Consider the following 21,510-nt stretch of genomic DNA (forward strand, 5'->3'; position numbering starts at 1 on the left):
ACGGTATGTGGGATTGTTTGAAGAACTAACCGTGACAGTTCGCGGAGGCGCTGTGTCTCTTACTCGAGGTAGCCGAGGTCCTGGAGTTGTTCGGCGATTTCTTCGAATTCGGATTCGGTGAGGCCGTCGGATTGTTCGTGTTGGATGACGATGCTGCGGAGGAGGAAGCGGACGAGGTCGCTGGTGCTGGAGAAGCTGGTTCCTTCGATGGTGGTCTCGACGCGGTCGGCGAGGTCTTTGGGGATTGAGACGGTGGTGTAGTCGGTCATGGTGGTGGTGTGGGGGTGGAGGGTGAAGGGGTTTGCGTCCGACGGTGGTGGATGGGGTGGGTTCGGACAGTTTCTTCTGGGTTCGGTGGGTAGGGTGGTGTATGGGGATGCGGCCGCCTGCTGACGACGGTGACGAGGAGCCGGCGACCGTGGCGTTCGGTATCGCTGCGGTCGACGATCGGTTGGAGTCGTTCGACGTGTCGTATCCGGCGTCGAAGCGCGAGCTCCGGGAGTCGGTTGGGCACGTCGAGGTACCGTACGATACGCGCGGGCATTCGGTGCGGTTGGGTGAGGTGCTCGCGGAGGTGGAGCGCGAGCGGTTCGGGGACGAGCAGGAGTTGTTGAACGCGCTGCATCCGGTGTTCGAGCGGCGGCGACAGCAGGGGGCGTCGGTGTTGGAGCGCGTGCGGCGCGTGCTCCCGTTCTGAGGTGGTCGACCTCCGTGGGGCGGGGGCGTCTGGTTTCGCGAGTGCTAGTTGTCGAGCGCGTTGGCGGTCGTATTCGCGTCGTGGTCGTCGATTGACGCGTCGTCGGTCGCGGCGGTCCCGTCGTCGGTTCCGGTCGGCGCGTCGTCGCCGTCGCTCGTGGTGTCGGCGCGTGTGCGTTCGGCGTGGTCGTCGAACGTCGTCTGGACGGGCGTGGTTGCGTCGTCGTCGCTCGTCCCGATCTCTTCGCGTGCGATGCGTTCGAGGCGGTGGCGTTGTTCCTCGTGGAGGGAGACGAGGAGGTCGGCGAGGACGCCGAAGATGAGGAACTGGGCGCCGAGGATGAAGACGAAGCCGCCGGCGGGTGCGAGGACCTCGTGTGGCGTCTTGTTGACGAACCAGTCGTAGAGGACGAAGACGCCGATCGTGGTGCCGGCGAGCGTGAGGACGCCGCCGATGCTCCCGAAGTAGAAGAGGGGGTTGTGGGTCTTCGCGCGGAGGTAGAGCGTGAGGAGGATGCCGCCGCCGTCGCGGAACGGCCGGAGGTTCGATTCGCTCGCGTCGGGCCGCGAGACGTACGTGATGTCGACGACGTGGATGCGGTGGCCGTTCCGCCGGGCTTCGACGGCCATCTCGGTCTCGATGCCGAACCCGTCGGCGCTGAGGTTCATCTCGAAGAACGAGTCGCGAGTGAACGCGCGGTACCCCGAGAGGATGTCGCAGAGGTGCTGGCCGTGGATGGCGCCGAAGCCGCGGTTGATCATGGCGTTCCCGAACTGGTTGAGCCGCGGCATCGCGTCGCGTTCCATGTTCGCGAACCGGTCGCCGACGACGTGCTCGGCGCGGCCTTCGAGGACGGGTTCGACCATCCGGTGGGCGTCCTCGGGGAGGTACGTGCCGTCGCCGTCGAGCATGAGGACGACGGGTTTGTTCGTGTACGCGACGCCTTCGCGGACGGCCTGGCCTTTCCCGGAGCCACGGCCGCCTTCGGATTGCGTGATGACGGTGGCGCCGGCGTCGCTGGCGAGTTCTCGCGTGTCGTCCGTGGAGTGGCCGTCGACGACGAGGACGTCGTCGAACCCCTCGCTTTGCATGCCAGTGACGACCTCGTCGATGGTCTCGGCTTCGTTGTAGGTCGGCACCAGCACGCAGACGTCGTCGTACTCGCCCATTCTCTCTCGGGGATGCTCGCCACAGCGGCAAAAACCCTCGCGTTCCCTCGCTGGTCGATGGGTGGCTGGCCGACGGGTCCGCGGCTGGGATGCCGTCATCGTTTTGGCTTCCGGCGGGGAACGCGGGGGTATGAACTGGTTGGTCGTGGTCGCCGCGGTGGCGGTCGCGGTGACGTTCGCGCCGTATCTCGCGTTCGGTGTCCTCTACGCGCTCAAGCGGCCGTCGGGGTCGCCGGCGGCGAAGGAGCCGTCTGAACCGGCGGTGAGTATCGTGCTGCCGACGTACAACGAGTCCGGGATCGTCGAGCAGAAACTGGAGGACGTCCTGGCGCTCGAGTACCCGATGGAGAAGGTCGAGCTCGTGGTGGTGGATTCGTCGGACGACGAGACCCGCGACATCGTCCGCGGGTTCTTCGCGGACCGCGAGCACCCCGAACTGAACCTCATCGAGGAGGACGGGCGTCGCGGGCTCGCACCGGCGTTGAACGACGCGTACGCGGCCGCGGAGCACGAGATGGTGGTGAAGACCGACTGTGATTCGCTCCTGCCGGAGGACGTGCTCCGGGAGGCGGCGGCGAACCTCGCCGACCCCGAGGTCGCAGCTGTGACGGGCACGAACGTCGAGGTCCTTGGTGGGAGCGACGTCGAGTCCGGGTATCGGGGCGTGCAGAGCCACATCCAGACGCTGGAGAGCCACCTGGATTCGACGTTCATCTTCCACGGGCCGTTCTCGGCGTTCGAGAACGACGCCATCACGCCGATCGACCCGAACTCGCTCGCGGACGACACCGAGCTCGCGCTGCGCATCCGCCGGCAGGGCGACGACCATCGGGTGGTGTTCGACCCGGCGGTCCAGTACAAGGAGGCGAGTCACTCGGCGTTCCGGAAGCGCCGCACGCAGAAGGACCGCCGCGGGATGGGTCTCATCCGCTTGCTCGCGCAGCATCGCGACGCCCTCGGCGGGTACGGGAGCTACGGCCGGGTGGTGCTGCCGTTCAACTGGTGGTTCATGGTGGTGTCGCCGTGGCTCGTCATGCTCGACGTCGTCCTCGTCGCGGCGGCGGCCGCGGTCGCCGTCCAGCCGCTCGCGGGCGTCGGCGTTCTCGCCGCGCTCGGTGCGTTCGTCGCCCTCGGCTCCCGGGAGCTCCTCGGGCCGCTCGCGCCGCTGTACTCGCTGTTCGACACGCAGGTGTCGCTGTTCCGCGCGAGCATCGAACTCCTCCGCGGGAAGGGCGACGGGACGTGGGAGGTCGACGAGGAGCTCCGCGAAGCGTTCGACAACTAGGCCCGCGAGGCGTTCGCCGACTCCCCCCGGCGAGACGTTCGCCGACCTTGCCCTGCGACGCGTGCGACGACTGGCCGCGGCGAACCTTCTTGATGGTGTCGGGCGAATCCGACGGTATGCTCTCGGGGCTCTCCTGGTTGGCGCTCGAAGTGAAGGACCTGGCTGCGGCGAGCGAGTTCTGCGGCGACGTCCTCGGGATGGACGCCGTCGCGGACGCGGACCTGTCGTCGTCGCTCGCGCGGTCGGGCGAGCAGGTGGCGTTCGCGGCGGGCGACACCGCGCTCGTCTGTCGCCGCCCGGACGCGGTCCCGCGTGGCGGGCTCCACACGCACTACGCGATGAGTATCCCGGCGAGCGAGTACGACGACTGGTGGGCGCGCCTGGAGGCGGCGGGCTTCGACCTGGACGAGCACGTGTTCGGGGACGCGCGCTCGCTCTACCTGTACGACCCCGACGGGAACTGCGTGGAGCTCGGCCAGCAGTCCGTCGACGGGCCCGGTATCGACGGCGTGTTCGAGGTCGTCCTCGAGGTCACGGACCTGGCGGCCGCGGAGTCGTTCTACGCCGACCTCGGGTTCGAGACGGTCGACCGCGGCGCCGACCGCACCAGGGTCCGCATGCACGGGCCGATGGCGCTGGAACTCTGGGAGCCGCATCTCGGGCTCGCTGACGCCCGCGGCGGCGTCCACGTCGACCTCGGGTTCGCGACCGACGACCCGGAGCGAACCGTCGACGCCGTCGCGGCTCGCGTCACCGACCGGGAGCGACTCGACGACGACGGTGCCGGCGGAGACGGCGTCGCGGTCCGCGTCCGCGACCCCGACGGGCACGTCCTGACGTTCCACGAACCGTGACCTCGCCGCACCGCCCAGCCCCGCACTCCGGGACCGACGGCTCCACGCCGACCGTCACTTCTCGTCGTCCCCGTCCTCGTGGTCGCTGCTATGTTCTTCGTTCCTGCCGGTCTCGCGTTCGGGGCCTTCCGCGTCGGTTTCGGCGAACTCGACGTCGCCGTCGGTCGCCTGCTTCGCGTCTTTGGCGGCTTCCTTCGCCGCGTTCGTCTTGTCCTTGATCTCCTTCGACCGTTCCTTGACCTCGCTGGATTGCTCGCGGACGCGGTCGGTCGTCTCGTCGACCTCGTCGGCGACGGTCTTGACCTCGTCCGGGTCGACCGGCGGGTCGACGTCGGTCTCCGAAGCCGCTTCGTCGATGCTCTCCGCGGCGGTCTCGACCTTCGACCCGACGGCCTCGACCTCGTCGGCCGCCGATTCGACGGTCTCGGCGGTCTCCTCGAGCTCCTCGGCGGTCTGCTCGACGTCCGCGGCCGTGGTCTCGAGCTCGTCGGCGGCCTGCTGGACCTGTGCGCGGCCGCGGTCGAAGCTCCGGCCGAGCGCGATCACCTGCAGGAGGCCCGTGACGAGGAACAGCGCCACGGCGAGCATGCCGGCGTCCCAGAGGCGGTCATCGAGGGCCGCGTCGAGCGCAACGATCTCGACCCGGACGAGTGCGTTCGCGGCGAGAAGGACGACCGTCGCCACCAGGACCAACCGCTGGAACCGGAGGTAGTTCCGGTCGGCGGTCAGTCTCTCGACCGCGTTGCCGAACCTCCGAAGGATGTCTTCGCTCATACGGACGCGACGCACGGCCGACGTAAATAGCCGGGCGTGGTGGCCGTTCGACCGGTGGGTCGCGACCGTCTCGCCGTGGTTCGTCGTGCCCGACACCGACGGGCCGTGAGGAGCCGGACAGGGCCCCGTCAGTCGGCTGATTCGGGTGCGTACCACGCGAGGGCGATGCCGGCGAGGGCGACGACGAGGGCGGCGAGGAACGCGGTCTGGTACCCCGAGCGGGCGATTATCTCCCCGGCGGCGATGGGTGCGAGGAACGCGCCGAAGAGGCCGACGCTCGTCATGACGGAGATGGCGGTCGTCGTCACCTCGTCGGGGACGAGTTCGGTGACGTACGTGTACAGCAGGCCGAGCGCGAGCTGGATGGCGAACCCGGAGACGACGGTGAGTGCGACGACCGCTTCGACCGCGGTGAACGCGACGAACCCGCCGATCGCGGGAGCGGTGAGGAGGAACGAGAGCACGACGACGGGCCGTCGGCTGCCGTCGAAGACGCGGTCGGAGAGGACGCCGCCCGAGGTCCGGGAGACGACGCCCATCGCCGGGAACAGTGCGGTCAGGGCGCCGGCGAGCGCGAGCGAGACGCCGTCGAGTTCGCTCGTGAGGTAGCTCGGCAGCCAGGAGTTCACGAACAGGTACAGGGAGAACCCGAGGAAGGAGAGCGTCGACAGCGTCCACACGGCGCGGTTCGCGAACACGCTCCGGAACTGCGCTCGACTCGGCGCGGGCGCTTCGGTGGCGCCGCGGAACGACTCGCCGGCGGTCGCGGCGAGGAACGCGGCGACGCCGAGGACGGCGACGGTCGCGAAGAACGGGAAGATGGCGGGCCAGCCGAACGCGTCGGCGACGAGCGGACTCCCGAACTGGCCGAGCGCGAACCCGACGGGCGCGCTCGCGGTGAACGCGCTCACGGCGGTCGCGCGAACGTCCGCGTCGACCGCTTCGCCGACGAGGCTCGCGCCCGCGTTCCAGAACACGACGTACGCGAGCCCGCCGAGGACGCGGGACGCGATCAGCCACCAGTACGCGCCCGCGGCGGCCGCACTCCACCCCCAGACGCCGGCGGCGAGGAGCGCGACGGCGGCCGCCGTGACGGCGTTCCGGACGTCGACGCGGTCGAGCGCGACCCCGACCGGGATGCTCAGGACGACCGCGGTCAGGTACATGACGCTGACGAGCCACCCGACTGCGGTCGGCCCGATACCGAGGCCGTCGCGGACGAGCGGGACGACGCTCGCCGGCGCTATCTCGTACGCGCCGGCGGCCGCGGATAGGACGAACATCCCACCGACGAGCGTGATCGTTCGCACGTCCACCCCGGTGCGGGTTCGATAGCCGTCGCTCACTGAGTTGACGTTCGCGGCCGACGATATAGTTCGACTGGAAGCGGCGGACGCGGCCGCGGCCCACGCGGTCCGCCTCGAAGCCGTACCTCACCCGGTCAGCCACCCGACTGCGCCGCGGGAGTCGGCGGGCATCGACAAGGTGCGTCTAGAGGTCGCTGGTGTCGATGTCGATGCCGGGCGGGGAGACGATGAGGAACCCGCGGAAGTGGACGAGAGAACCGTCGTCCTCGCGGACGTCGCGCGCGAACCCGGCGGCGAGCTCGTTCACGTCGCCCTTGACGTCGAGGACGAGGACGTTCCCCGCCATGACGGTCTCGTACCACTCGCTGCCGGGCGTCGTGCCGTCGAGGACGCCAAGGCGGACGCTCCCGGTGAGGTCGGCGTCCTCGTCCTCGTCGTCGAGGTGGTCTTCGACGGCGCGGAGGTCGAGGTCGAAGTCGCTCATACACCACCTCTCGGGAGGCCTCGACTAAACAGTTCCGTCCCCTCGTCGCCCGAAAACAGCGTCTGACGACCGCGGTCGTGACTCCGGTCGCTGGGTCGGTTCGGCCGTCGGCGTCCGGGAATCCTTATCCGGACCGCAGGCGTCGGTTCGGGTATGGGACTCGACGTGGACGCGCCGCCGGTACCGGCGCTCGAGGAGGTCGACCCGAACGAGTACGACGACGCCGAGATCGTCGGCGACACGGACTACAAGCGCGAGGAACTGGAGGCGTTCCTCCGCGAGGGAGCGTGGGAGCGTGCGTTCGACGAGTGGGCGGCGGACACGGCCCTCGACGAGCGCGAGTTCGGTATCGCGACCGATCTGGCGATGTTCGCGGAGTTCGACTTCTTCTGGGACGGCTTCGCGGACCGCGTCGGCTACCACGCGCCCGGCATCCCGGAGGACTGGAAGGAACGCGACTATCACCCGGAACTCGACGAGTGGAGTACGGTGTCGTCGCTGAACGCGTCCTTGACGGAGTTCGGCCAGGTGGTGTGTGACGTGCTCAAGGACGAGTACGTCGACTGGGAGTCGGAGTACGAGCCGCCGGAGGACCTCCCGGACTTCTAGCGGCCGCCGCTACCGCGAGGGTGCTGCCGGTGCCGCTGGTGCTTCCGTTGCTACCGGTGCGCTCGGTGTGCCGGTGGTCGGGGGGGCGGAGAGCGTGTGCGGTCACTCTCTGCCGACGCCGACGCGTCGCGTCTCGCCGTCGCAGAGCGGGTCCGAGCACGAGTCGGACGCGCTGTCGAGTCGCTCGCCGCAGCGCGCACATTCGTACGTCTGTACCGTTCGCTCTTCTTTCGTGGTCTGTTCGTCCATCTCTACACGTTAGACATTGACACTCACAGTGATAAATCTGGCCCTGAGTGACGAATCGGTAAGTTCGGTGCTGGCGCTGCGGGTGGACGGGTGAACGACGCGAGAAGGACGACCGCTCTCGCGGTCGGGGTGCGGGCCGGCCAGCCCACGAATGACCGGCTCGCGGACGGAACGGCGGTCTGGCAGGGTCTCGTCGCGGGGCGCGTTACTCTCGTTCGACCCCGATGTTGCGTGGTGCGCCGTCGCAGAACGGGTCGTCGCACGTGTCAGCCCGGCTCTCGAGGCGTGCACCGCATCGCACGCACTCGTACTCGGGCTCGCCCGGCGTGTACGCGTCGGTTCGTACCATCGTAATGGGATGACACCGTTTCACAGGGTTAAGGGTTCCCCTGATACAACCAAATGCCCTCCAGAAGCACCCATATTGTTTAATCTCGTTCTAGGTGGTGGACTTTCGGTCAGTTCTCGCCGGGGGTAGCCGTCGCGTCCACGACCACGCGTTCGTCCGGCGCGCTCCCGTGGTCGTGATATCACCCGCCGCTCACGCGGTGGCGACCACGAGGAACGTCTCCGGGCGTTCGCTCGCGCGCTCGACCGCGAACCCGGCCGCCTCCAGGTCGGCGACGGCGTCCGCGAGCGCGAACCGCTCGTCGGTCGGCGGCCCGTCCTCGCCGTCCCCCTCGGCACTCCAGTCGACCGTCACCAGGTGCGCGCCGGATGCGAGGGTGCGGTGCAGTTCCGCGAGCCCGCTCGCGTCCGCGTACTCGTGGTGCGTCATCGTCGAATACGCCGCGTCCAGCTCGCCGTCGTCGAACGGCAGGTCCGAGACCGCCGCGGTCACGAACTCGACGTTCCCGGGCGCGCCCTTCTCGCGGTAGACGTCGTGCATCTCGCTCTGCACGTCGACCGCGTACATCGACCCGGCGAACGGCGCGACGTCGTCCGTGTAGAACCCCGTCCCGGACCCGAGGTCCGCGACCGTCTCCGACCCGTCGAGCGCGAGCGCCGCGACCAGTTCCTCGCGCGAACAGAAGCGATACCGCGACTCGTCCTCCAGCGCATCGGCGCGGTCGACCGGGAACGTGTGGAATCCCATACCCGACCGAATGCGCGCCGGGCACGTATCCCTGTGGTGTCCAGTGCTAGCACGGCCCGCCGGGATTGAAGTCGCTGGCGTCGGTTCGCTTACCAATGGTCAGCCTGTACGACGACCCCATCGAACTCGTCGACTCGCGGTACGAGGACTGGTGCGAGCGGTACGCGGCGGAACGCGACCGGTTACGGGACGCGCTCGCGGCCGCCAGCGTCGACGACCGCGTCCGCCGGATCGAACACGTCGGCTCCACGGCCGTCCCCGACCTGCCAGCGAAGGACGTCGTCGACGTCGACGTCGTCGTCGCCGACGACGCCGTCCCCGCGTGCACCGACGCGGTCGCGGACGCACTCGGTGGCACTCGCTACGAGAACGCGTCGACGTGGCACGTCGTCGCGCGACGCCACGACGGCCAGCGGTTCAACGTCCACGTCTTCGGCGTCACCGACGACGGCTGGCGGACGAGCGTCGCCACGCGCGACGTCCTCCGCGAACGCCCCGCGGCCCGCGATGAGTACGCCGACCTGAAGCGCGACCTCGCCGCCGACCACGACGACCTCGGCGCGTACTCCGAAGGCAAATCGGCGCTCGTCGACCGACTCCTCCGCGAGGCGCGGCACGCCGACGACCTCGCCTTCGACTTCGCGGTCCCCACTCCGGACTGACGGCGCCGCGCCCGCCAACGCCGTCCGCGAGACTACGGCGTAACGTCCGTCGTACACCGTCCGCGAGCCTACTCCGCCGGCGGAGCGACCCTGGTCGCGTCCGTTTCCAGGAGTTCGCGGAGCCCACCTGGATACAGCGGCTCGTCGCGCGCCTCGAGGTCGTCGAGCGTCGCCCACTCGGTCTCGTACGTGACGTCGCTGTCGTGCTCGACGCCGTGCATCGACCGCCGGTCGTAGCGCGCGTCGTCCGCGAACGCGACCTCGAACGCGAAACAGCACTCGTGGTTCCGGTTGCCGCAGAACTCGAAGCGGTTCTCGACGACGCCGAGGAATCCCTCGACGGTCATCGTCGCGTCGAGCTCCTCGTCGAACTCGCGCACGACCGCCTCGGCCGTCGTCTCACCGAACTCGACGCCCCCGCCCGGCGGCCGATAGAACACCTCGTCGTCGTCCGCGAACGGCCCGAGACGCGACACGAGGAGCTCCGGTTCGTCCGCCGCGGGCTCCCCGGGCGCGTTCCCATCGCGCCAGACGAGACCCAGCACCATCGGTCGAACGTCCCGCCAACTCCGGTCGTGGTCGCCGTCGTCGGCGCCAGCGCCGCCGTCATCGGCGTTGCCGTCGCCATCGTCGTCCGCGTCGTCGTCGGTTGCGTTCATGGACGCGGACGAACGCGAGACGCGGGCAAGAACCTACCGGAGTTCGGGGGCGACCTCGTCGCCGAGGCGCTCGATGCACTCGACCATCTCGTCGGTGCCGACGCCCGGGTGATACGTGCGGAAGATGAAGTGCGTGTCGTCGCCGAGCGCGTCGCGGTACGTCTGGAGCTCGTCGACGACCTGCTCCGGCGTCCCGAAGATCGCCTGCTCCTTGAGCTCTTGCTTGCGCTCGTCGTCGAGCTCGTCGACGGGCTCGCCGCTGAAGATCTCCGCGTACCGCCGCTGGATGTAGAAGTACCCGTCCTTCATCGTCTCCCACGCCTCCTCCTTCGAGTCGCCGACCCAGCCGTGCTTGATGACGTAGTTCGTGAACTCGCCGTCGATGCCCTCCTCCTCGCGGACGTTCGCGATGTCGTCGACGCGCTTCTTCAGGCCGCCTATCGAGAGCTTCGAGGGCGCGCACCACGCGTCCGCCTCCCGAGCGGCCCGACGCACCGCCGGTTTCGCGCCACCGCCGAGCATGATGGGGGCGTCGTCCCCGACGGGCTTCGGCGTCACGTTCACGTCCGGGTCGACGTCGTGGAACTCCGCGTCGTAGTCGAGCGAGCCCTCGCTCCACGCCGCCTTCAGGAGGTTCACCTGGTCCGCGAGGCGCTCGACGCGCTCCTCCTGCGGGACGCCGAACGCGTCGAACTCAGCGGGGTTCGACCCGATGGCGAGCCCGAGGGTCACGCGGTCGCCCGCGATGTTGTCCGCGGTCGCGACGTCCTCCGCGAGCCGCACGCCGTCGTACAGCGGCGCGAGCGCGATGCACGTCCCGATCTCGACGTCGTCGGTCGCGGCGGCGAGCGCGCCGAGGCTCGGCATCGTTCCCGAGAGGTAGCCGTCGTCCATGAAGTGGTGCTCGGACACCCACACCGAGTCCAGGCCCGCGTCGTCCGCGGTGCTCGCGACGGTGAGCATCTCGTCGTAGAGCTCGTTCATCGAGCGGTCGTCGTCCGGCCGCGACTGACAGGTGAACAGACCCGTGCCCAGTTCCATACGTCGTCGTTCCACCGCACGTATGAAAACTGTTCGTGACGCGGCCGCGGCGACCGGTCGGTCGTCGCGGGTGTCCGGTCAGTCGTCGCAGGCGTCCGGGCTCCCGGCGCCACGTCCCGAGGTCGCGTCGAGCGTACACTCGCCGTCGTCCGTGGACGCGCCGCCGCTGGACGGGCGAGAACGGCGACGGACGCGCCCGAGTTCCGCGCGTATCGTCTCGCGTTCGACGAGCGCGAACCCGGCGACGACGACGAGGAACCCGACGACGGTCGTCGACGAGATGGTCGCGTCGAGGAGCAGCCAGCCCATCGCCGCCGCGAACACGGGAACCACGTACGCGACGAGGTTCGTCCGGACGGGGCCGACGCGTTCGATGAGCCCGAAGTAGATGGCGTACGCGACGGCGGTCGAGGGGATGGCGACGAGGACGACGCTCCACGCGGTCGTGGCGCCGATGGCGAGGACCTGCCCCGGTGCTTCGCCGACGCCGACGCTGAGCGCGTGCAGGAGGACCGCGCCGACCGCCATCGCCCACGCGGTCAGCGACACGCTCTCCATCGTGGTGCCGACGCGCTGGAGGGCGACGCTCCCGAGGGCGACCGCGGCGGCCGCGCCGAGGACGAGCACCTGCCCGACCGCGCTCTCGTCCGCGAACGTCGACGGCGACGGCTGGACGATGAGCACCACGCCGGCGAGCGCCACCGCGATTCCGAGCGTCCCCAGCCACGACAGCCGGTCGCCGAGCAGCCACCACGCGAACACCGGCGCGAGCACCGGGTTCAGGCCGTACATCACCGACGCCGCCGCGGGCGTCGTCGTCTCCTGGCCGAGGAACAGCAGGCCGTTGTTCAGGACGACGAGGAACACCGCGGCGACGGCGATCCCGAGCACGTCCTCGCGGGTCCGCGGGAGCCACGTCGACCGCGGGCGGGCGACGGCGACGTACCCGAGGAGCGCGAGCGCCGCGAGGTCGAACCGGAGCCCGGCGAACAGTACCGGCGGAAGTTCGCGCAGGCCGGTCTTGATCGCGACGAACGACCCGCCGAACAGTCCGGCGAGGACGACGAACAGGGCGGCGTCGCGGTAGCGAGGCGGGACTGCCGCGCGCACCGCGGCCAACGACCCGCGCAGTGACCCGCTCGTCGCGGCCAACGACCCGCGCAGCGACCCGCTCACCGCGACCCTCCACGCGTCGGCATCGAAGTCATAGCAACTCGTAGGAGACGAACCCCGAAAGGGGCTTCGTGAGATGCGCCCGCACGTCCTGTGGGGCGTCTCGGCACGAACCAGGACCCGCTGTCACGCCGACGACCGGAGCGAGACGGTCACGGTCACTCGCCGGTGCGGAGATGATGGAAGACGTACGTCTGCACGTACCCCGCGTACCGGCCGCCGAAGCGCTCGCGGAGCGCGCGACTCGTCTCCGCGTAGTTCCCGCGGTCGCAGTCGGGGTAGTGGTCGGCGACGACGGTCTGCATCCACGTGTCCAGCGGGATGGCTTCGAGGTAGCCCAGCGAGAACAGGAGCACGCAGTCCGCGACCTTGTCGCCGACGCCGACGAACCGCGTCAGGTACTCGCGTGCGGCCTCGTAATCCCGGCCAATGGCGTCCTCGGGGTGAGCGTCGCCGTCCGCGACCATCTCCGCGGTCCGCTGGACGTACGGCGCGCGATACCCGAGGCCGAGGTCGCGGAGGGCCGCTTCGGTGGTCGCGGCGAGCTGCTCGGCCGTCGGGAACGCGTGATAGGTCTCTCCGCGGAAGGAGACGGTGTCGCCGTACGCGCGAGCGAGGCTGCTCACCATCTCGTGGATGCGTTCGACGCGCATCTGCGTCGAGCAGATGAACGAGACGAGGCACCCGAACGGCGGGTCGCGGACGAGTCGGAGGCCGGGGAACGCGTCGCGAGCGTCGTCGACGAGGTCGAGCGCAGGGGCGTCCGCGAAGATCTCGTCGAGGTCGTCGTCGAGCCTGAGGAGGTCGACGAGGCGTTCGTGGGCGTCCTCCGTGGACTCCCAGACGAGCGCGTCGTCGGTCTTCCTGACGCGAACGACCTCGCCCTCGGGGACCGCGTAGTACCACGGCGCCTCGTCGAGGTCGCGGTCGGTCGTCACGTCGCCCGCGTACGCGCCACCGTCTTCGCGCCGCCAGAGGTACGACTGCCCGCTCTCGAGTGTCGCCGCGAGATCCAGCCCGCCCGCGATGTCGGCGAGCGGGAAGCGCCCGGAGTGCATACCCGTCCGTCGGGGACCGCCGGGGTATCCGGCTTTCGGTCCCGGACTCCTCGCGCCCGTTTGCCCACCCCTCGTCGCGTCCGTCCCGCCGCCGTCCTGCGGTCACCCGGGTAACGCCAACCTTGATACCGATGGCAGCGAAACCCACGGGCACGCATGGATTGCAGAGTCGTCGTCGAAGCGGCGGTGCCCGTGTACGACGTGTCGACGGAGGACGAGGCCGTCCGCATCGCCATCTCGAAGACCGGCGCGATGCTGAACCCCGACCTCAACTACGTCGAGATAAACATGGGCGAGCGGGCGTGCCCGCACTGCCACGAGTCCATCGACCCCGCGTTCATCGCCGCGGACGAGAGTCTCGTCGCGCTGGAACTGGAGATGAAGGTGTTCAACGTCGAGCGCGAGGAGCACGCGTCCCGCATCGCCCGGAAGGAGATCGGGACGCAACTGGAGAACATCCCCCTGGAGGTGCTCTCCATCGAGGTCATCGACGACGAGGACGAGGCGACCGAGGAGGAGGAGGCAACCGACGACGATGTGACCGGCGACGACGAGTCGCAGGTCGTCGAGCACGAGGCCGATACCGCGGACGAACCCGACGTCGAGACCGCACACGAGAGCGGGGACGCGGGGAGCGCGGCGGACGACGAGGACGTCCTCCCGGAGTTCGAAGACCTCATCGAGTGACCACCGACCCGGCGGAACCGACCGTCACCACGGAAAGACTGACAGTCGCCACGGAACCGCTGACCGTCGCGACACCGGCGTGACTCCTGTTCGAACCCGAGCACCGAGAGCGACCGCTGGATAGGACCGCCAGTGAGGGTCCCGTGTGGGTCGGGTCGAGCAGGTGGCGTGTCGCGGAGGGAGTGATTCGGTGCGCGTCGAGGAGAGGGAGAGAGTGTCCCGGTGCGCGTCGAGAGACCCGGCGCTGTTCGGGAGCGAGTTACGGTAGAACGCGACTGAAGTCTCAGTCGGCGGTCGGAGCGACGGTCTCCGTCTCCGCCTCGTCGTCCATGTCAGAAGTGATGCCACCTGCGAGTGCAAACACCGCCGCCTTGTGGTCGGTTTTGGATTTGTGAATACTGGTTGGTCGGATACCGAGGGACTCGTATTCCTCGAGGTCGAGGTCGCCGTCGCTCCATGTGTCGTACTGTCCGGATACCTCCGCGAGAAGGCCGTGGAGGTGGATGAGCTCCTGCTTCTTCATAACCAAAACCATCTATCGGCCCCAGGGTTATATTATTATCCCGTGTCGCGTTAACACACTGCCCTTAGAGACCCGTGGTTATCGGGGGTAGCGGCCATGTGGCGTTCTCGACGGTGTTGAATTTAGGGTTCGGAGGAGTGTATTCGACGCGCGCGCGCCGGACCTCACAGCTGCCCGAGCATCGACCACGTACGTACCACGTCCCGATTCGGCTCGAACGCAACCGGCAGCCAACAGGTCTCGACGTGGACCAGTCACGGTCGCTTCCGTCGACGCGGTCGGCCGCGTCGGCGCCGACGAGACGGTGCGCGAGCGTGGGCGGAGGGGTCGAGTATGAAGCTTTTTGGAGTGCTCGGTCCGTACTCGGAGTATGGATTACGACGACCAGCTCGAGCGCGCGCTGGAGGAGACGCCGGACATCGAGGCCGGCGGTGATCGGTTCGACGTGCCCGACCCCGAGATTCGACAGGAGGGCAAGCTCACGGTGTACGAGAACTTCCAGGCGACGGTCGACCGCCTGAACCGCGACGAGGACCACGTGATGCAGTTCCTCCAGAACGAACTGGGGACGAGCGGTCACATCGACGAGAGCGGGCGCGCTCGGCTCAAGGGCGACTTCCGCGAGGTCCGCATCGAGGACGCACTGGAGGACTACGTCGAAGGGTACGTGCTGTGCTCGGAGTGCGGACTCCCGGACACGGTCTTCGAGCGCGAGGACGGCGTGCTCCTCATCCGCTGCGAGGCCTGCGGTGCGCAGTCCTCGACGGGCGTCTGACGGGAGCAGCTACGTTCTGCGACTGGACGACGAGCGGTCAGCCGAGTTGCTTGAGCGTCGAGAGGTCGTGGTCGGTCCGCATGAACTCGGCGGTGGGGCGACTCGCGTGACAGTTCGGGCAGTGGAACGTGTCGCCGGCTCCCGGGAGGTCCGCTGGCGCGGTCTCCCAGTCCTTGCCGCACTCGGGACAGAGAAGTCTCACGTACGTCTCGACCATGTCACCCTCTAACATCACGGGGGGTGAAAAAGATTGCCGCTGCGGGGGTCGGACCGTGCGGTGCCGTCCCACGATTCGGGGGTCAGGCGATCGCGACGCCGGCGTCGGACGCCTCGAGGAGCTCCTTGTAGCGGTTGCGGATGGTGACCTCGCTGACGTTCGCGACGTCGCCGACCTGGCTCTGCGTGACCTTCTCGTTGGTCAGGAGGCTCGCGGCGTACACGGCCGCTGCCGCGAGGCCGACGGGTGACTTCCCGGAGTGCAGGCCGGCCGACCGCGCGTTCTCCAGGAGCATCCGGGCGCGGCGTTCGCCCTCGTCGCTGAGGCCGAGCTCGCTCGCGAACCGCGGGACGTACTGGACGGGGTCGGCGGGCTGTATCTCGAGGTTGAGCTCGCGGACGACGTACCGGTACGTGCGGGTGAGCTCCATCTTTTCGACGCGCGAGACGAGCGCGATCTCGTCGAGGCTGCGGGGGGTGCCGGCCTGGCGGGCGGCGGCGTAGAGCGCGGCGGTGGCGACGCCCTCGATGCTGCGACCGGGGAGGAGGTCCTCGGCGAGCGCGCGGCGATAGATGACGCTCGCGGTCTCCCGGACGTTCTTCGGCAGCCCGAGGGCGCTGGCCATGCGGTCGATCTCGCCGAGGGCCTGCTTGAGGTTGCGTTCCTTCGAGTCGCGTGTGCGGAAGCGCTCGTTCCACGTGCGCAACCGCTGCATCTTCTGGCGTTGGCTGGCGCTGAGCTGGCGGCCGTAGGCGTCCTTGTTCTGCCAGCCGATGTTCGTCGAGAGGCCGTCGTCGTGCATCATCTTCGTGGTGGGGGCGCCGACGCGGGACTTCTGGTCGCGTTCGCTGGCGTCGAAGGCGCGCCACTCGGGGCCGCGGTCGACGGCGTCCTCCTCGACGACGAGCCCGCAGTCCTCGCAGACGCGTTCGCCGCGCGATTCGATGACGGCGACGGGGCCGCCACACTCGGGGCAGTGGCGTTCGTCGACCTGCTCGCTCGTGGTCTCCGTGGCCGTCTCCGCGTCCGTTCGTTCGGGTCGTGTGGTCGCGTGCTGTTCGACGTCGGTTGTGGTTGTGTCGCTCATGTGTTGGGTTCCTCTTCGGGTGCGGTCGGCTGCGGGGCGAGAAGAAAGACGAGCCCAGCAGGACTGTTCCTCACCCATAGTAAGTGCGACAAGCATATAAACCTTTGTCCTAGTTTATATAGGGTCGCTCGTTACGTACTTGAATCCGTCGGAGAAACGCGGAACGTTCAAGTCCGCTTCGGTCGCCGCGGGCGTCGGCCTCCAGCCCGCATCGGCGGCGGGCCGCGCGACCCGTCGCGCGAACCGTTCGCCTCCCGGAGGTGTCGGTCGTCGCGTTACCGGCGCCGTGCTAGGAACGCGGCCCCGAGCAGCGCGAGGACGGCGACGGCGACCCCGAAGCCGGGCGACCCGCCCGACCCGCTCTCGTCGTCCATCCCGCTCGTCTCATCGTCCATCATCGTCGTCTCTTCGCCCATCATCGTCGTCCCCTCGTCCATCGTCGTCATCGCCTCGCCGGTGAACGTCACGTCGCCCGCGGCGACGACCGCGCCGCCGTCGGCGACGTAGGGCGCGTCGTCCGCGCCCTCGCTGGAGACGAAGTCGTACGACTCGTCACCGTCGGTGTCCTGGTGCGGCATCGCGATGAGGGTCGTGTCCGCCTCGACCGGGGAGTCGAGGGTTATCTCGACGTCCTCGTGCGTCCCCGCCTCGAGGTACGTCGAGGTTCCGCGGACGCTCTCGAACACCGCGCCGTCCTGGAGCGTCGCGTCGTGGATCGTCACGAACCCGCCCTTGTTCATCGTCACGGAGTCGACGACCACCGTCTGGCCGTCGGTCTCCTGCGCGCTGAACGAGACGGTCGCCGCCGGCGTGACCGTCACCTGCGCTGTCGTCACGACCGCACCACCCGCTGCGACGTACGGACCGTCGCTGGCGCCCTCGCTCGTGAGGAAGTCGTACGTCTCGTCGCCGTCGGTCTCCTGATGCGCCATCGGGACGACCGTGGCGTTCGCCGACAGCGGCGAGTCCAGCATGACGGTCACGTTCTCGTGCGTGCCCGGCCCGAGGTACTCGCTCGTGCCGCGGACGCTGTCGAACACCGCACCGTCGAGCAGCGTGCCGTCGTGGACGGTGACGTACCCGCCGTCGTGGAGCGTCACCGAGTCGATGGTGACCATCGAGCCGTCGTTCGTCTGGTTGCTCGCGGTCACGACCGCCTGTACGCTCACACGAGCGGTGTCGACGACCGCCCCGCCGTTCGCGACGTAGGGCCCGTCGTCGGCGCCGTCGCTCGTCGTGAAGTCGTACGTCTCGTCGCCGTCGGTGTCCTTGTGCGCCATCGGGACGAGCGTCGCCGTCGACCGGACTGGCTCGTCGAGCGTGACCGTCACCGCCTCGTGGTGACCGGCCTCGAGGTACGCGCTCGTGCCGACGACGCTCCCGAACGTCTCGCCCGCGAACAGCGAGCTGTCGTGGACCGTCACGAACCCGCCCTCGCTGAGGTCGACGTCGGTCACCGTCACGGTCTGGCCGTCGCTCGTCTGGTCGTCCATCGACACGCTCGCGCTCACCGACACCGTGCCGACGTCGACGACCGCGCTCCCGTCCTGCGTGTACGGTCCGTCCTGGCTCCCGTTCGTCGTCAGGAAGTCGTACGTGTCGTCGCGGTCCGTGTCCTTGTGCGGCATCGCGACGAGCGCGGACTCGTTCTCGACGCCGTCGTCGAGGACGACCTCGACCTGCGCGTGGTAGCCGGGCGCGAGCTTCGCGCTCGTGCCGCGGACGCTGTCGAACACCGCGCCGTCGAGCAGCGAGGCGTCGTGAATCGTCACGAACCCGCCCTGGGGCACGAAGACGTCCTCGACGACGACGCGCTCACCGCCGCTCGTCTGGTTCGCGAGCGTCGCGTCGGCCGTGTTCGACTGCACGACGCTCATCGTGTCGACGACCGCGCTCCCCGCGGCGTCCGCGTACGGGCCGTCGTCGCTCCCCTCGCTCGTCGCGAAGTCGTACTCCTGATCGTCGTCGGTGTCCATGTGCGCCATCGGAACGAGCGTCGCGTTCCGCGTCACGGCGCTCTGGAGCGTGATGCGGACGTTCTCGTGTACGCCGGCCTCGAGGTAGTCGCTCGTGCCACGGATGCTCTCGAACACCGCACCGTCGGTGACGGAGGCGTCGTGGATGGTCACGAACCCGCCCTGCGAGAGTTCGACGCGGTCGACGACGATGACGCCGCCGTTCGTCGGGACGTCCGTCGCGGACACGGTCGCGGAGACCGTGACGTTCGCCGACGTCATCACGATATCGCCGTCCATCGTGTACGGCCCGTCGACCTCGCCGTTCGACGAGACGAACGTGTACGCGCGGTCGCCGTTCGTGTCCCGGTGCGCCATCGCGAACAGCGTGTCGTCCTCGCCGAGGGGCTCGTCGAGCGTCACGGTGACGTTCTCGTGCGTGCCCGCCTCGAGGTACTCGCTGGTGCCGCGGACGCTCCCGAGGACGTCGCCGTCCCCGAGCGTCGAGTCGTGGATGGTGACGAACCCGCCCTCGTCGAGCGTCACCCGGTCGACGGTGACTGTCGTCCCACCGGACGTTCCGCCGGAGAACTCGACCATCGCCTGCGTTTGTGCTGCCGTTTCGTTCGTCGCGTCTACAGTCTGCGTGCCGACAGCCGTCGCCGTCGCGACCCCGGAGATCGCGAACATGCAGACGACCAACAACACGGTGATGCGTGACCGCATACACGGTCCAACCACGACCTACTTAAAGAGGATATTCCGAACTACGGCCCGCCTCTCACCCAATTCTCCCCCCAAAACACCCCCGTCAGGCGAATCCAGGCGCGAATCACCGCAACCGCGAGCACGACCCCCCCCGCTCGAACGCAGTACTTAAAGCAGCGTTCGGACCGCGGCGTCGAGAGAACCAGAACCGGCGGAACCCAGGCCGGGGAGCCAGGGTCGACGAGGACAGGGCTGGCGAAGCAGGAGCGACGGAGTCAGGGCCGGTGACGTAAGAGCGGCGAGGAGGCCGGCGGACGTGGGAGGAAGGGAACCGCAGGGTGCGTGGGCGACGGTCGAGGAGCGTTCAGTCCCAGGCCGTCCACGCGAGGAAGCCGAGTGCGACCGCTTCGACGACGTGAATCGCCATCTGCCACTGCCAGACGATGTTCGGCACCGCACTCGACGCCCACCAGGCAGAGAGCTGCGGGTCGAGGATGTAGTAGTACACCACGCCGACGTTCTCCGCCAGCAACAGCAGCGCGAACACGAGGAGCCCCAGCGTGTGCTTCGAGCGGAACTTCGCGTAGTTCCGGCCCCACACGTACGTCAAGGCCAGCAGTAGCACCACGTTCACGCCCGCCGCAGCCTGTGCGACGGTCACCCAGATACTCATCTACACCACCGTACCGTGCTGCCGTGGATATACTCTTTCCCAATTTCGGCCACAGTCTCTTCCCCCTTCAGCGGTTTCGAGCCGCGAGCACGCTCGATGGCGGCGTCGCGACGTGTCGTGTTCCCTGTCATGCCTCCACCTCCGCGGCGACCTCCTCGACGACGTGCCAGTGGTCCCGCGCCTGCTCGGTCGGCAGGTAGACGGCGCCGTAGTCGTCGCCGGATTTCTTGACGACGTCGTTGTCGACGAGCACGTCGAGGTGGTGCCTGACGGTCTTGTAGTCCAGGTCCAGTGCCTCCGCGAGCTGATTGGCGTTCCGTGGTCGTTCGTCGATGGCGTCGAGCAGACGGATGCGGTTCTCACCGCCTCGCGTGCCCGTCAGCACGTACCACAGGACGCCCTCCATTCGTACGACTCGACTCGCTCCCCCCTCATGACTCTAACGACGGCGGGCGATTCCGGCCGGATCCGTCAACGACGCGACCGCGGGTCGACCCCGACCGGGTCGGGTGGGGCGTCGCGCGCCAGACCGCACCCGGGGATGGCCCTGGACGCGTCTCCGGTACCGGCGATACCTATTTGCGGTCGTCGCGAGAGGTGCGTGCATGGACGACCATCGCTTCGAGACGCGCGAGGTACACTCCCACGAGCGCCGGGACCCGTTCGGGGCGCTCATGCCACCGATATACGCGAACTCGACGTACGAGTACGCGTCGCCGACGGAGACCAAGGCCGGGTTCCGGTACTCGCGGGACGCGGTGCCGACGCGGACGGCGCTGGAGGAGTCGTTCGCGGCCTTCGAGGGCGGCGAGCACGCGAGCGCGTTCGCGTCCGGGATGGCCGCCATCGACGCCGTGTTCACGGCGACGCTGTCCGCGGGCGATCACGTCGTCGCCGCGGAGAACCTGTACGCGGAGACCCACGACCTCCTCACCGACGTCTACGCGGAGTACGGCGTCGAGATGACGAACGCCCCGGTGACGGACGTGGACGCTATCGCGGACGCGATGCGGCCGGAGACGGCGCTCGTGTACTTCGAATCGCCGACGAACCCGATGCTGAACGTCGGTGACATCGCGGCCGCGGCCGACGTCGCGCACGAGCACGACGCCCTGCTCGCGATCGACAACACGTTCGCGTCGCCGTACCTCCAGCGGCCGCTCGAACTCGGCGCCGACCTCGTCGTCGAGTCGCTCACGAAGTACCAGTGCGGGCACTCCGACGCCATCGCGGGCGCGGTCGCGACGAACGACGACGACCTCGCGGACGAGGTCGAGTACGTCCAGTACCGGCGTGGCGGGATTCCGAGTCCGTTCGAGTGCTTCCTCGTCCTCAGGGGGATGAAGACCCTGAGCTCGCGGATGGACCGCCACTGCGCGAACGCGCGAGCGGTCGTGGACGCGCTCGTCGCGAACGAGCACGTCACCGAGGTGTACTATCCGGGCCTGGAATCCCACGAGAACCACGACGTCGCGGCGCGCCAGATGGACGACTACGGTGCGATGGTCGCGTTCGAGCTCGACGGCGACGTCGACACCGTCACGGAGTTCGCCGCGGGCCTGGAGGTCGTCACGCTCGCGGAGAGCCTCGGCGGCGTCGAGAGCCTCGTGGAGGTGCCGGCGACGATGACCCACCAGGACCTCTCGGCGGCGGAGCTGGCGGCGGCGGGCATCCCGGAGACGCTCGTCCGGTTGAGCGTCGGCACGGAGCACGCTGACGACCTCGTCGCGGACGTGGAGCGCGCCATCGCGGCGGCGTTCGAGTAGCG

General features: G+C 68.8%; 27 protein-coding genes. 8 read left to right on the forward strand and 19 right to left on the reverse strand.

Annotation, left to right across the window (positions count from 1 at the left end; genetic code table 11):
• Window positions 1-59: 59 nt before the first annotated feature.
• Window positions 60-269: a ribbon-helix-helix domain-containing protein gene (locus SM754_RS15265; protein ID WP_323677109.1), complete on the reverse strand. Its 210-nt coding sequence runs from the start codon at window positions 267-269 to the stop codon at window positions 60-62.
• 101 nt (window positions 270-370) lie between these two features.
• On the opposite strand from SM754_RS15265, the gene SM754_RS15270 reads away from it, so the two are divergent.
• The gene (locus SM754_RS15270; protein ID WP_323677110.1) at window positions 371-697 is read left to right on the forward strand and encodes a DUF5789 family protein; all 327 of its coding nucleotides are present in this window, start codon (window positions 371-373) and stop codon (window positions 695-697) included.
• 44 nt (window positions 698-741) lie between these two features.
• Here the strand turns inward: SM754_RS15270 and aglJ are convergent, their stop codons facing one another.
• Window positions 742-1,866 carry an S-layer glycoprotein N-glycosyltransferase AglJ gene (gene aglJ / locus SM754_RS15275; RefSeq protein ID WP_323677111.1) on the reverse strand — a complete coding sequence of 375 codons (1,125 nt, stop codon included), beginning with the start codon at window positions 1,864-1,866 and terminating at the stop codon, window positions 742-744.
• A 130-nt stretch (window positions 1,867-1,996) separates the two neighbouring features.
• Here aglJ and SM754_RS15280 point away from each other — a divergent pair, with 130 nt between their 5' ends.
• Both SM754_RS15280 and SM754_RS15285 read left to right on the forward strand, forming a co-directional pair.
• Entirely contained in the window at window positions 1,997-3,151 is a 1,155-nt protein-coding gene (locus SM754_RS15280) for a glycosyltransferase (RefSeq protein ID WP_323677112.1), read from the forward strand.
• A 116-nt stretch (window positions 3,152-3,267) separates the two neighbouring features.
• The gene (locus tag SM754_RS15285) at window positions 3,268-4,005 is read left to right on the forward strand and encodes a VOC family protein (RefSeq protein WP_323677113.1); all 738 of its coding nucleotides are present in this window, start codon (window positions 3,268-3,270) and stop codon (window positions 4,003-4,005) included.
• A gap of 54 nt (window positions 4,006-4,059) precedes the next feature.
• Here SM754_RS15285 and SM754_RS15290 read toward each other — a convergent pair whose 3' ends face one another.
• The 3 genes from SM754_RS15290 to SM754_RS15300 all read right to left on the reverse strand — a co-directional run bounded on the left by SM754_RS15290 (window position 4,060) and on the right by SM754_RS15300 (window position 6,570).
• Window positions 4,060-4,779, reverse strand: coding sequence for a hypothetical protein (locus SM754_RS15290; RefSeq protein ID WP_323677114.1), 720 nt, complete (start codon window positions 4,777-4,779; stop codon window positions 4,060-4,062).
• Between the two features lie 128 nt (window positions 4,780-4,907).
• Window positions 4,908-6,062, reverse strand: a complete 1,155-nt coding sequence (locus tag SM754_RS15295; RefSeq protein ID WP_501993803.1) for an MFS transporter — start codon at window positions 6,060-6,062, stop codon at window positions 4,908-4,910.
• 208 nt (window positions 6,063-6,270) lie between these two features.
• Window positions 6,271-6,570 carry a DUF5779 family protein gene (locus SM754_RS15300; protein ID WP_323677116.1) on the reverse strand — a complete coding sequence of 100 codons (300 nt, stop codon included), beginning with the start codon at window positions 6,568-6,570 and terminating at the stop codon, window positions 6,271-6,273.
• 153 nt (window positions 6,571-6,723) lie between these two features.
• Here SM754_RS15300 and SM754_RS15305 point away from each other — a divergent pair, with 153 nt between their 5' ends.
• Complete coding sequence (locus SM754_RS15305) at window positions 6,724-7,179, forward strand: DUF7992 family protein (protein ID WP_323677117.1); 456 nt, start codon at window positions 6,724-6,726, stop codon at window positions 7,177-7,179.
• Window positions 7,180-7,281: 102 nt separating this feature from the next.
• Here SM754_RS15305 and SM754_RS20555 read toward each other — a convergent pair whose 3' ends face one another.
• From SM754_RS20555 to SM754_RS15315, 3 genes are all read right to left on the reverse strand, one after another.
• Complete coding sequence (locus SM754_RS20555) at window positions 7,282-7,428, reverse strand: DUF7129 domain-containing putative zinc-binding protein (RefSeq protein ID WP_501993798.1); 147 nt, start codon at window positions 7,426-7,428, stop codon at window positions 7,282-7,284.
• Window positions 7,429-7,633: 205 nt separating this feature from the next.
• Window positions 7,634-7,777, reverse strand: coding sequence for a DUF7129 domain-containing putative zinc-binding protein (locus SM754_RS15310; RefSeq protein WP_323677118.1), 144 nt, complete (start codon window positions 7,775-7,777; stop codon window positions 7,634-7,636).
• 192 nt (window positions 7,778-7,969) lie between these two features.
• Window positions 7,970-8,524 carry a class I SAM-dependent methyltransferase gene (locus tag SM754_RS15315; RefSeq protein WP_323677119.1) on the reverse strand — a complete coding sequence of 185 codons (555 nt, stop codon included), beginning with the start codon at window positions 8,522-8,524 and terminating at the stop codon, window positions 7,970-7,972.
• Between the two features lie 95 nt (window positions 8,525-8,619).
• Here SM754_RS15315 and SM754_RS15320 point away from each other — a divergent pair, with 95 nt between their 5' ends.
• On the forward strand, window positions 8,620-9,186 hold the full coding sequence (locus SM754_RS15320) for a GrpB family protein (protein WP_323677120.1): 567 nt from the start codon (window positions 8,620-8,622) through the stop codon (window positions 9,184-9,186).
• 68 nt (window positions 9,187-9,254) lie between these two features.
• Here SM754_RS15320 and SM754_RS15325 read toward each other — a convergent pair whose 3' ends face one another.
• The 4 genes from SM754_RS15325 to SM754_RS15340 all read right to left on the reverse strand — a co-directional run bounded on the left by SM754_RS15325 (window position 9,255) and on the right by SM754_RS15340 (window position 13,117).
• Entirely contained in the window at window positions 9,255-9,845 is a 591-nt protein-coding gene (locus tag SM754_RS15325) for an NUDIX hydrolase (RefSeq protein ID WP_323677121.1), read from the reverse strand.
• A gap of 33 nt (window positions 9,846-9,878) precedes the next feature.
• Complete coding sequence (locus SM754_RS15330) at window positions 9,879-10,886, reverse strand: LLM class flavin-dependent oxidoreductase (protein ID WP_323677122.1); 1,008 nt, start codon at window positions 10,884-10,886, stop codon at window positions 9,879-9,881.
• Window positions 10,887-10,964: 78 nt separating this feature from the next.
• Window positions 10,965-12,062, reverse strand: a complete 1,098-nt coding sequence (locus SM754_RS15335; protein WP_501993799.1) for a DMT family transporter — start codon at window positions 12,060-12,062, stop codon at window positions 10,965-10,967.
• A gap of 155 nt (window positions 12,063-12,217) precedes the next feature.
• On the reverse strand, window positions 12,218-13,117 hold the full coding sequence (locus tag SM754_RS15340) for a DNA-3-methyladenine glycosylase family protein (protein WP_323677123.1): 900 nt from the start codon (window positions 13,115-13,117) through the stop codon (window positions 12,218-12,220).
• A 156-nt stretch (window positions 13,118-13,273) separates the two neighbouring features.
• Here SM754_RS15340 and SM754_RS15345 point away from each other — a divergent pair, with 156 nt between their 5' ends.
• On the forward strand, window positions 13,274-13,804 hold the full coding sequence (locus SM754_RS15345; RefSeq protein WP_323677124.1) for a DUF555 domain-containing protein: 531 nt from the start codon (window positions 13,274-13,276) through the stop codon (window positions 13,802-13,804).
• A gap of 283 nt (window positions 13,805-14,087) precedes the next feature.
• Here the strand turns inward: SM754_RS15345 and SM754_RS15350 are convergent, their stop codons facing one another.
• On the reverse strand, window positions 14,088-14,327 hold the full coding sequence (locus tag SM754_RS15350; RefSeq protein WP_227134316.1) for a UPF0058 family protein: 240 nt from the start codon (window positions 14,325-14,327) through the stop codon (window positions 14,088-14,090).
• A 370-nt stretch (window positions 14,328-14,697) separates the two neighbouring features.
• On the opposite strand from SM754_RS15350, the gene SM754_RS15355 reads away from it, so the two are divergent.
• Window positions 14,698-15,102, forward strand: a complete 405-nt coding sequence (locus tag SM754_RS15355) for a translation initiation factor IF-2 subunit beta (protein ID WP_323677125.1) — start codon at window positions 14,698-14,700, stop codon at window positions 15,100-15,102.
• A 37-nt stretch (window positions 15,103-15,139) separates the two neighbouring features.
• On the opposite strand, the gene SM754_RS15360 is transcribed toward SM754_RS15355, so the two are convergent.
• The 6 genes from SM754_RS15360 to SM754_RS15385 all read right to left on the reverse strand — a co-directional run bounded on the left by SM754_RS15360 (window position 15,140) and on the right by SM754_RS15385 (window position 20,148).
• Window positions 15,140-15,319 (reverse strand): DUF7836 family putative zinc-binding protein, encoded by a 180-nt coding sequence (locus SM754_RS15360; RefSeq protein WP_323677126.1) that lies wholly within the window; start codon window positions 15,317-15,319, stop codon window positions 15,140-15,142.
• Window positions 15,320-15,401: 82 nt separating this feature from the next.
• Entirely contained in the window at window positions 15,402-16,406 is a 1,005-nt protein-coding gene (locus SM754_RS15365; protein WP_323677127.1) for a transcription initiation factor IIB, read from the reverse strand.
• Between the two features lie 275 nt (window positions 16,407-16,681).
• The gene (locus SM754_RS15370) at window positions 16,682-19,087 is read right to left on the reverse strand and encodes a DUF7282 domain-containing protein (protein ID WP_323677128.1); all 2,406 of its coding nucleotides are present in this window, start codon (window positions 19,085-19,087) and stop codon (window positions 16,682-16,684) included.
• A 346-nt stretch (window positions 19,088-19,433) separates the two neighbouring features.
• Entirely contained in the window at window positions 19,434-19,742 is a 309-nt protein-coding gene (locus SM754_RS15375) for a DUF8036 family membrane protein (RefSeq protein WP_323677129.1), read from the reverse strand.
• Window positions 19,739-19,873 carry a hypothetical protein gene (locus tag SM754_RS15380; protein WP_323677130.1) on the reverse strand — a complete coding sequence of 45 codons (135 nt, stop codon included), beginning with the start codon at window positions 19,871-19,873 and terminating at the stop codon, window positions 19,739-19,741. Before SM754_RS15380 ends, SM754_RS15375 begins: the two co-directional genes overlap by 4 nt.
• Window positions 19,870-20,148 carry an ArsR/SmtB family transcription factor gene (locus SM754_RS15385; protein ID WP_323677131.1) on the reverse strand — a complete coding sequence of 93 codons (279 nt, stop codon included), beginning with the start codon at window positions 20,146-20,148 and terminating at the stop codon, window positions 19,870-19,872. Before SM754_RS15385 ends, SM754_RS15380 begins: the two co-directional genes overlap by 4 nt.
• Window positions 20,149-20,347: 199 nt before the next feature.
• Between SM754_RS15385 and SM754_RS15390 the strand changes: the two genes are divergently transcribed.
• On the forward strand, window positions 20,348-21,508 hold the full coding sequence (locus SM754_RS15390) for a trans-sulfuration enzyme family protein (RefSeq protein ID WP_323677132.1): 1,161 nt from the start codon (window positions 20,348-20,350) through the stop codon (window positions 21,506-21,508).
• The last annotated feature ends 2 nt before the right edge of the window (window positions 21,509-21,510 follow it).

The organism is Halorubellus amylolyticus, from assembly GCF_034808145.1.
Classification (GTDB): Archaea; Halobacteriota; Halobacteria; order Halobacteriales; family Natrialbaceae; genus Halorubellus.

Coding starts and splice junctions, on each gene's coding strand:
- SM754_RS15315 (WP_323677119.1), bottom strand. CDS start 8,524: ATGGGATTCCACACGTTCCCGGTCGACCGCGCCGATGCGCTGGAGGAC.
- SM754_RS15350 (WP_227134316.1), bottom strand. CDS start 14,327: ATGAAGAAGCAGGAGCTCATCCACCTCCACGGCCTTCTCGCGGAGGTA.
- SM754_RS15310 (WP_323677118.1), bottom strand. CDS start 7,777: ATGGTACGAACCGACGCGTACACGCCGGGCGAGCCCGAGTACGAGTGC.
- SM754_RS15295 (WP_501993803.1), bottom strand. CDS start 6,062: ATGTTCGTCCTATCCGCGGCCGCCGGCGCGTACGAGATAGCGCCGGCG.
- SM754_RS15290 (WP_323677114.1), bottom strand. CDS start 4,779: ATGAGCGAAGACATCCTTCGGAGGTTCGGCAACGCGGTCGAGAGACTG.
- SM754_RS15265 (WP_323677109.1), bottom strand. CDS start 269: ATGACCGACTACACCACCGTCTCAATCCCCAAAGACCTCGCCGACCGC.
- aglJ (WP_323677111.1), bottom strand. CDS start 1,866: ATGGGCGAGTACGACGACGTCTGCGTGCTGGTGCCGACCTACAACGAA.
- SM754_RS15280 (WP_323677112.1), top strand. CDS start 1,997: ATGAACTGGTTGGTCGTGGTCGCCGCGGTGGCGGTCGCGGTGACGTTC.
- SM754_RS15325 (WP_323677121.1), bottom strand. CDS start 9,845: ATGAACGCAACCGACGACGACGCGGACGACGATGGCGACGGCAACGCC.
- SM754_RS15365 (WP_323677127.1), bottom strand. CDS start 16,406: ATGAGCGACACAACCACAACCGACGTCGAACAGCACGCGACCACACGA.
- SM754_RS15375 (WP_323677129.1), bottom strand. CDS start 19,742: ATGAGTATCTGGGTGACCGTCGCACAGGCTGCGGCGGGCGTGAACGTG.
- SM754_RS15305 (WP_323677117.1), top strand. CDS start 6,724: ATGGGACTCGACGTGGACGCGCCGCCGGTACCGGCGCTCGAGGAGGTC.
- SM754_RS15285 (WP_323677113.1), top strand. CDS start 3,268: ATGCTCTCGGGGCTCTCCTGGTTGGCGCTCGAAGTGAAGGACCTGGCT.
- SM754_RS15385 (WP_323677131.1), bottom strand. CDS start 20,148: ATGGAGGGCGTCCTGTGGTACGTGCTGACGGGCACGCGAGGCGGTGAG.
- SM754_RS15390 (WP_323677132.1), top strand. CDS start 20,348: ATGGACGACCATCGCTTCGAGACGCGCGAGGTACACTCCCACGAGCGC.
- SM754_RS15330 (WP_323677122.1), bottom strand. CDS start 10,886: ATGGAACTGGGCACGGGTCTGTTCACCTGTCAGTCGCGGCCGGACGAC.
- SM754_RS15270 (WP_323677110.1), top strand. CDS start 371: ATGGGGATGCGGCCGCCTGCTGACGACGGTGACGAGGAGCCGGCGACC.
- SM754_RS15340 (WP_323677123.1), bottom strand. CDS start 13,117: ATGCACTCCGGGCGCTTCCCGCTCGCCGACATCGCGGGCGGGCTGGAT.
- SM754_RS15360 (WP_323677126.1), bottom strand. CDS start 15,319: ATGGTCGAGACGTACGTGAGACTTCTCTGTCCCGAGTGCGGCAAGGAC.
- SM754_RS15320 (WP_323677120.1), top strand. CDS start 8,620: ATGGTCAGCCTGTACGACGACCCCATCGAACTCGTCGACTCGCGGTAC.
- SM754_RS15355 (WP_323677125.1), top strand. CDS start 14,698: ATGGATTACGACGACCAGCTCGAGCGCGCGCTGGAGGAGACGCCGGAC.
- SM754_RS20555 (WP_501993798.1), bottom strand. CDS start 7,428: ATGGACGAACAGACCACGAAAGAAGAGCGAACGGTACAGACGTACGAA.
- SM754_RS15345 (WP_323677124.1), top strand. CDS start 13,274: ATGGATTGCAGAGTCGTCGTCGAAGCGGCGGTGCCCGTGTACGACGTG.
- SM754_RS15380 (WP_323677130.1), bottom strand. CDS start 19,873: ATGACAGGGAACACGACACGTCGCGACGCCGCCATCGAGCGTGCTCGC.
- SM754_RS15300 (WP_323677116.1), bottom strand. CDS start 6,570: ATGAGCGACTTCGACCTCGACCTCCGCGCCGTCGAAGACCACCTCGAC.
- SM754_RS15370 (WP_323677128.1), bottom strand. CDS start 19,087: ATGCGGTCACGCATCACCGTGTTGTTGGTCGTCTGCATGTTCGCGATC.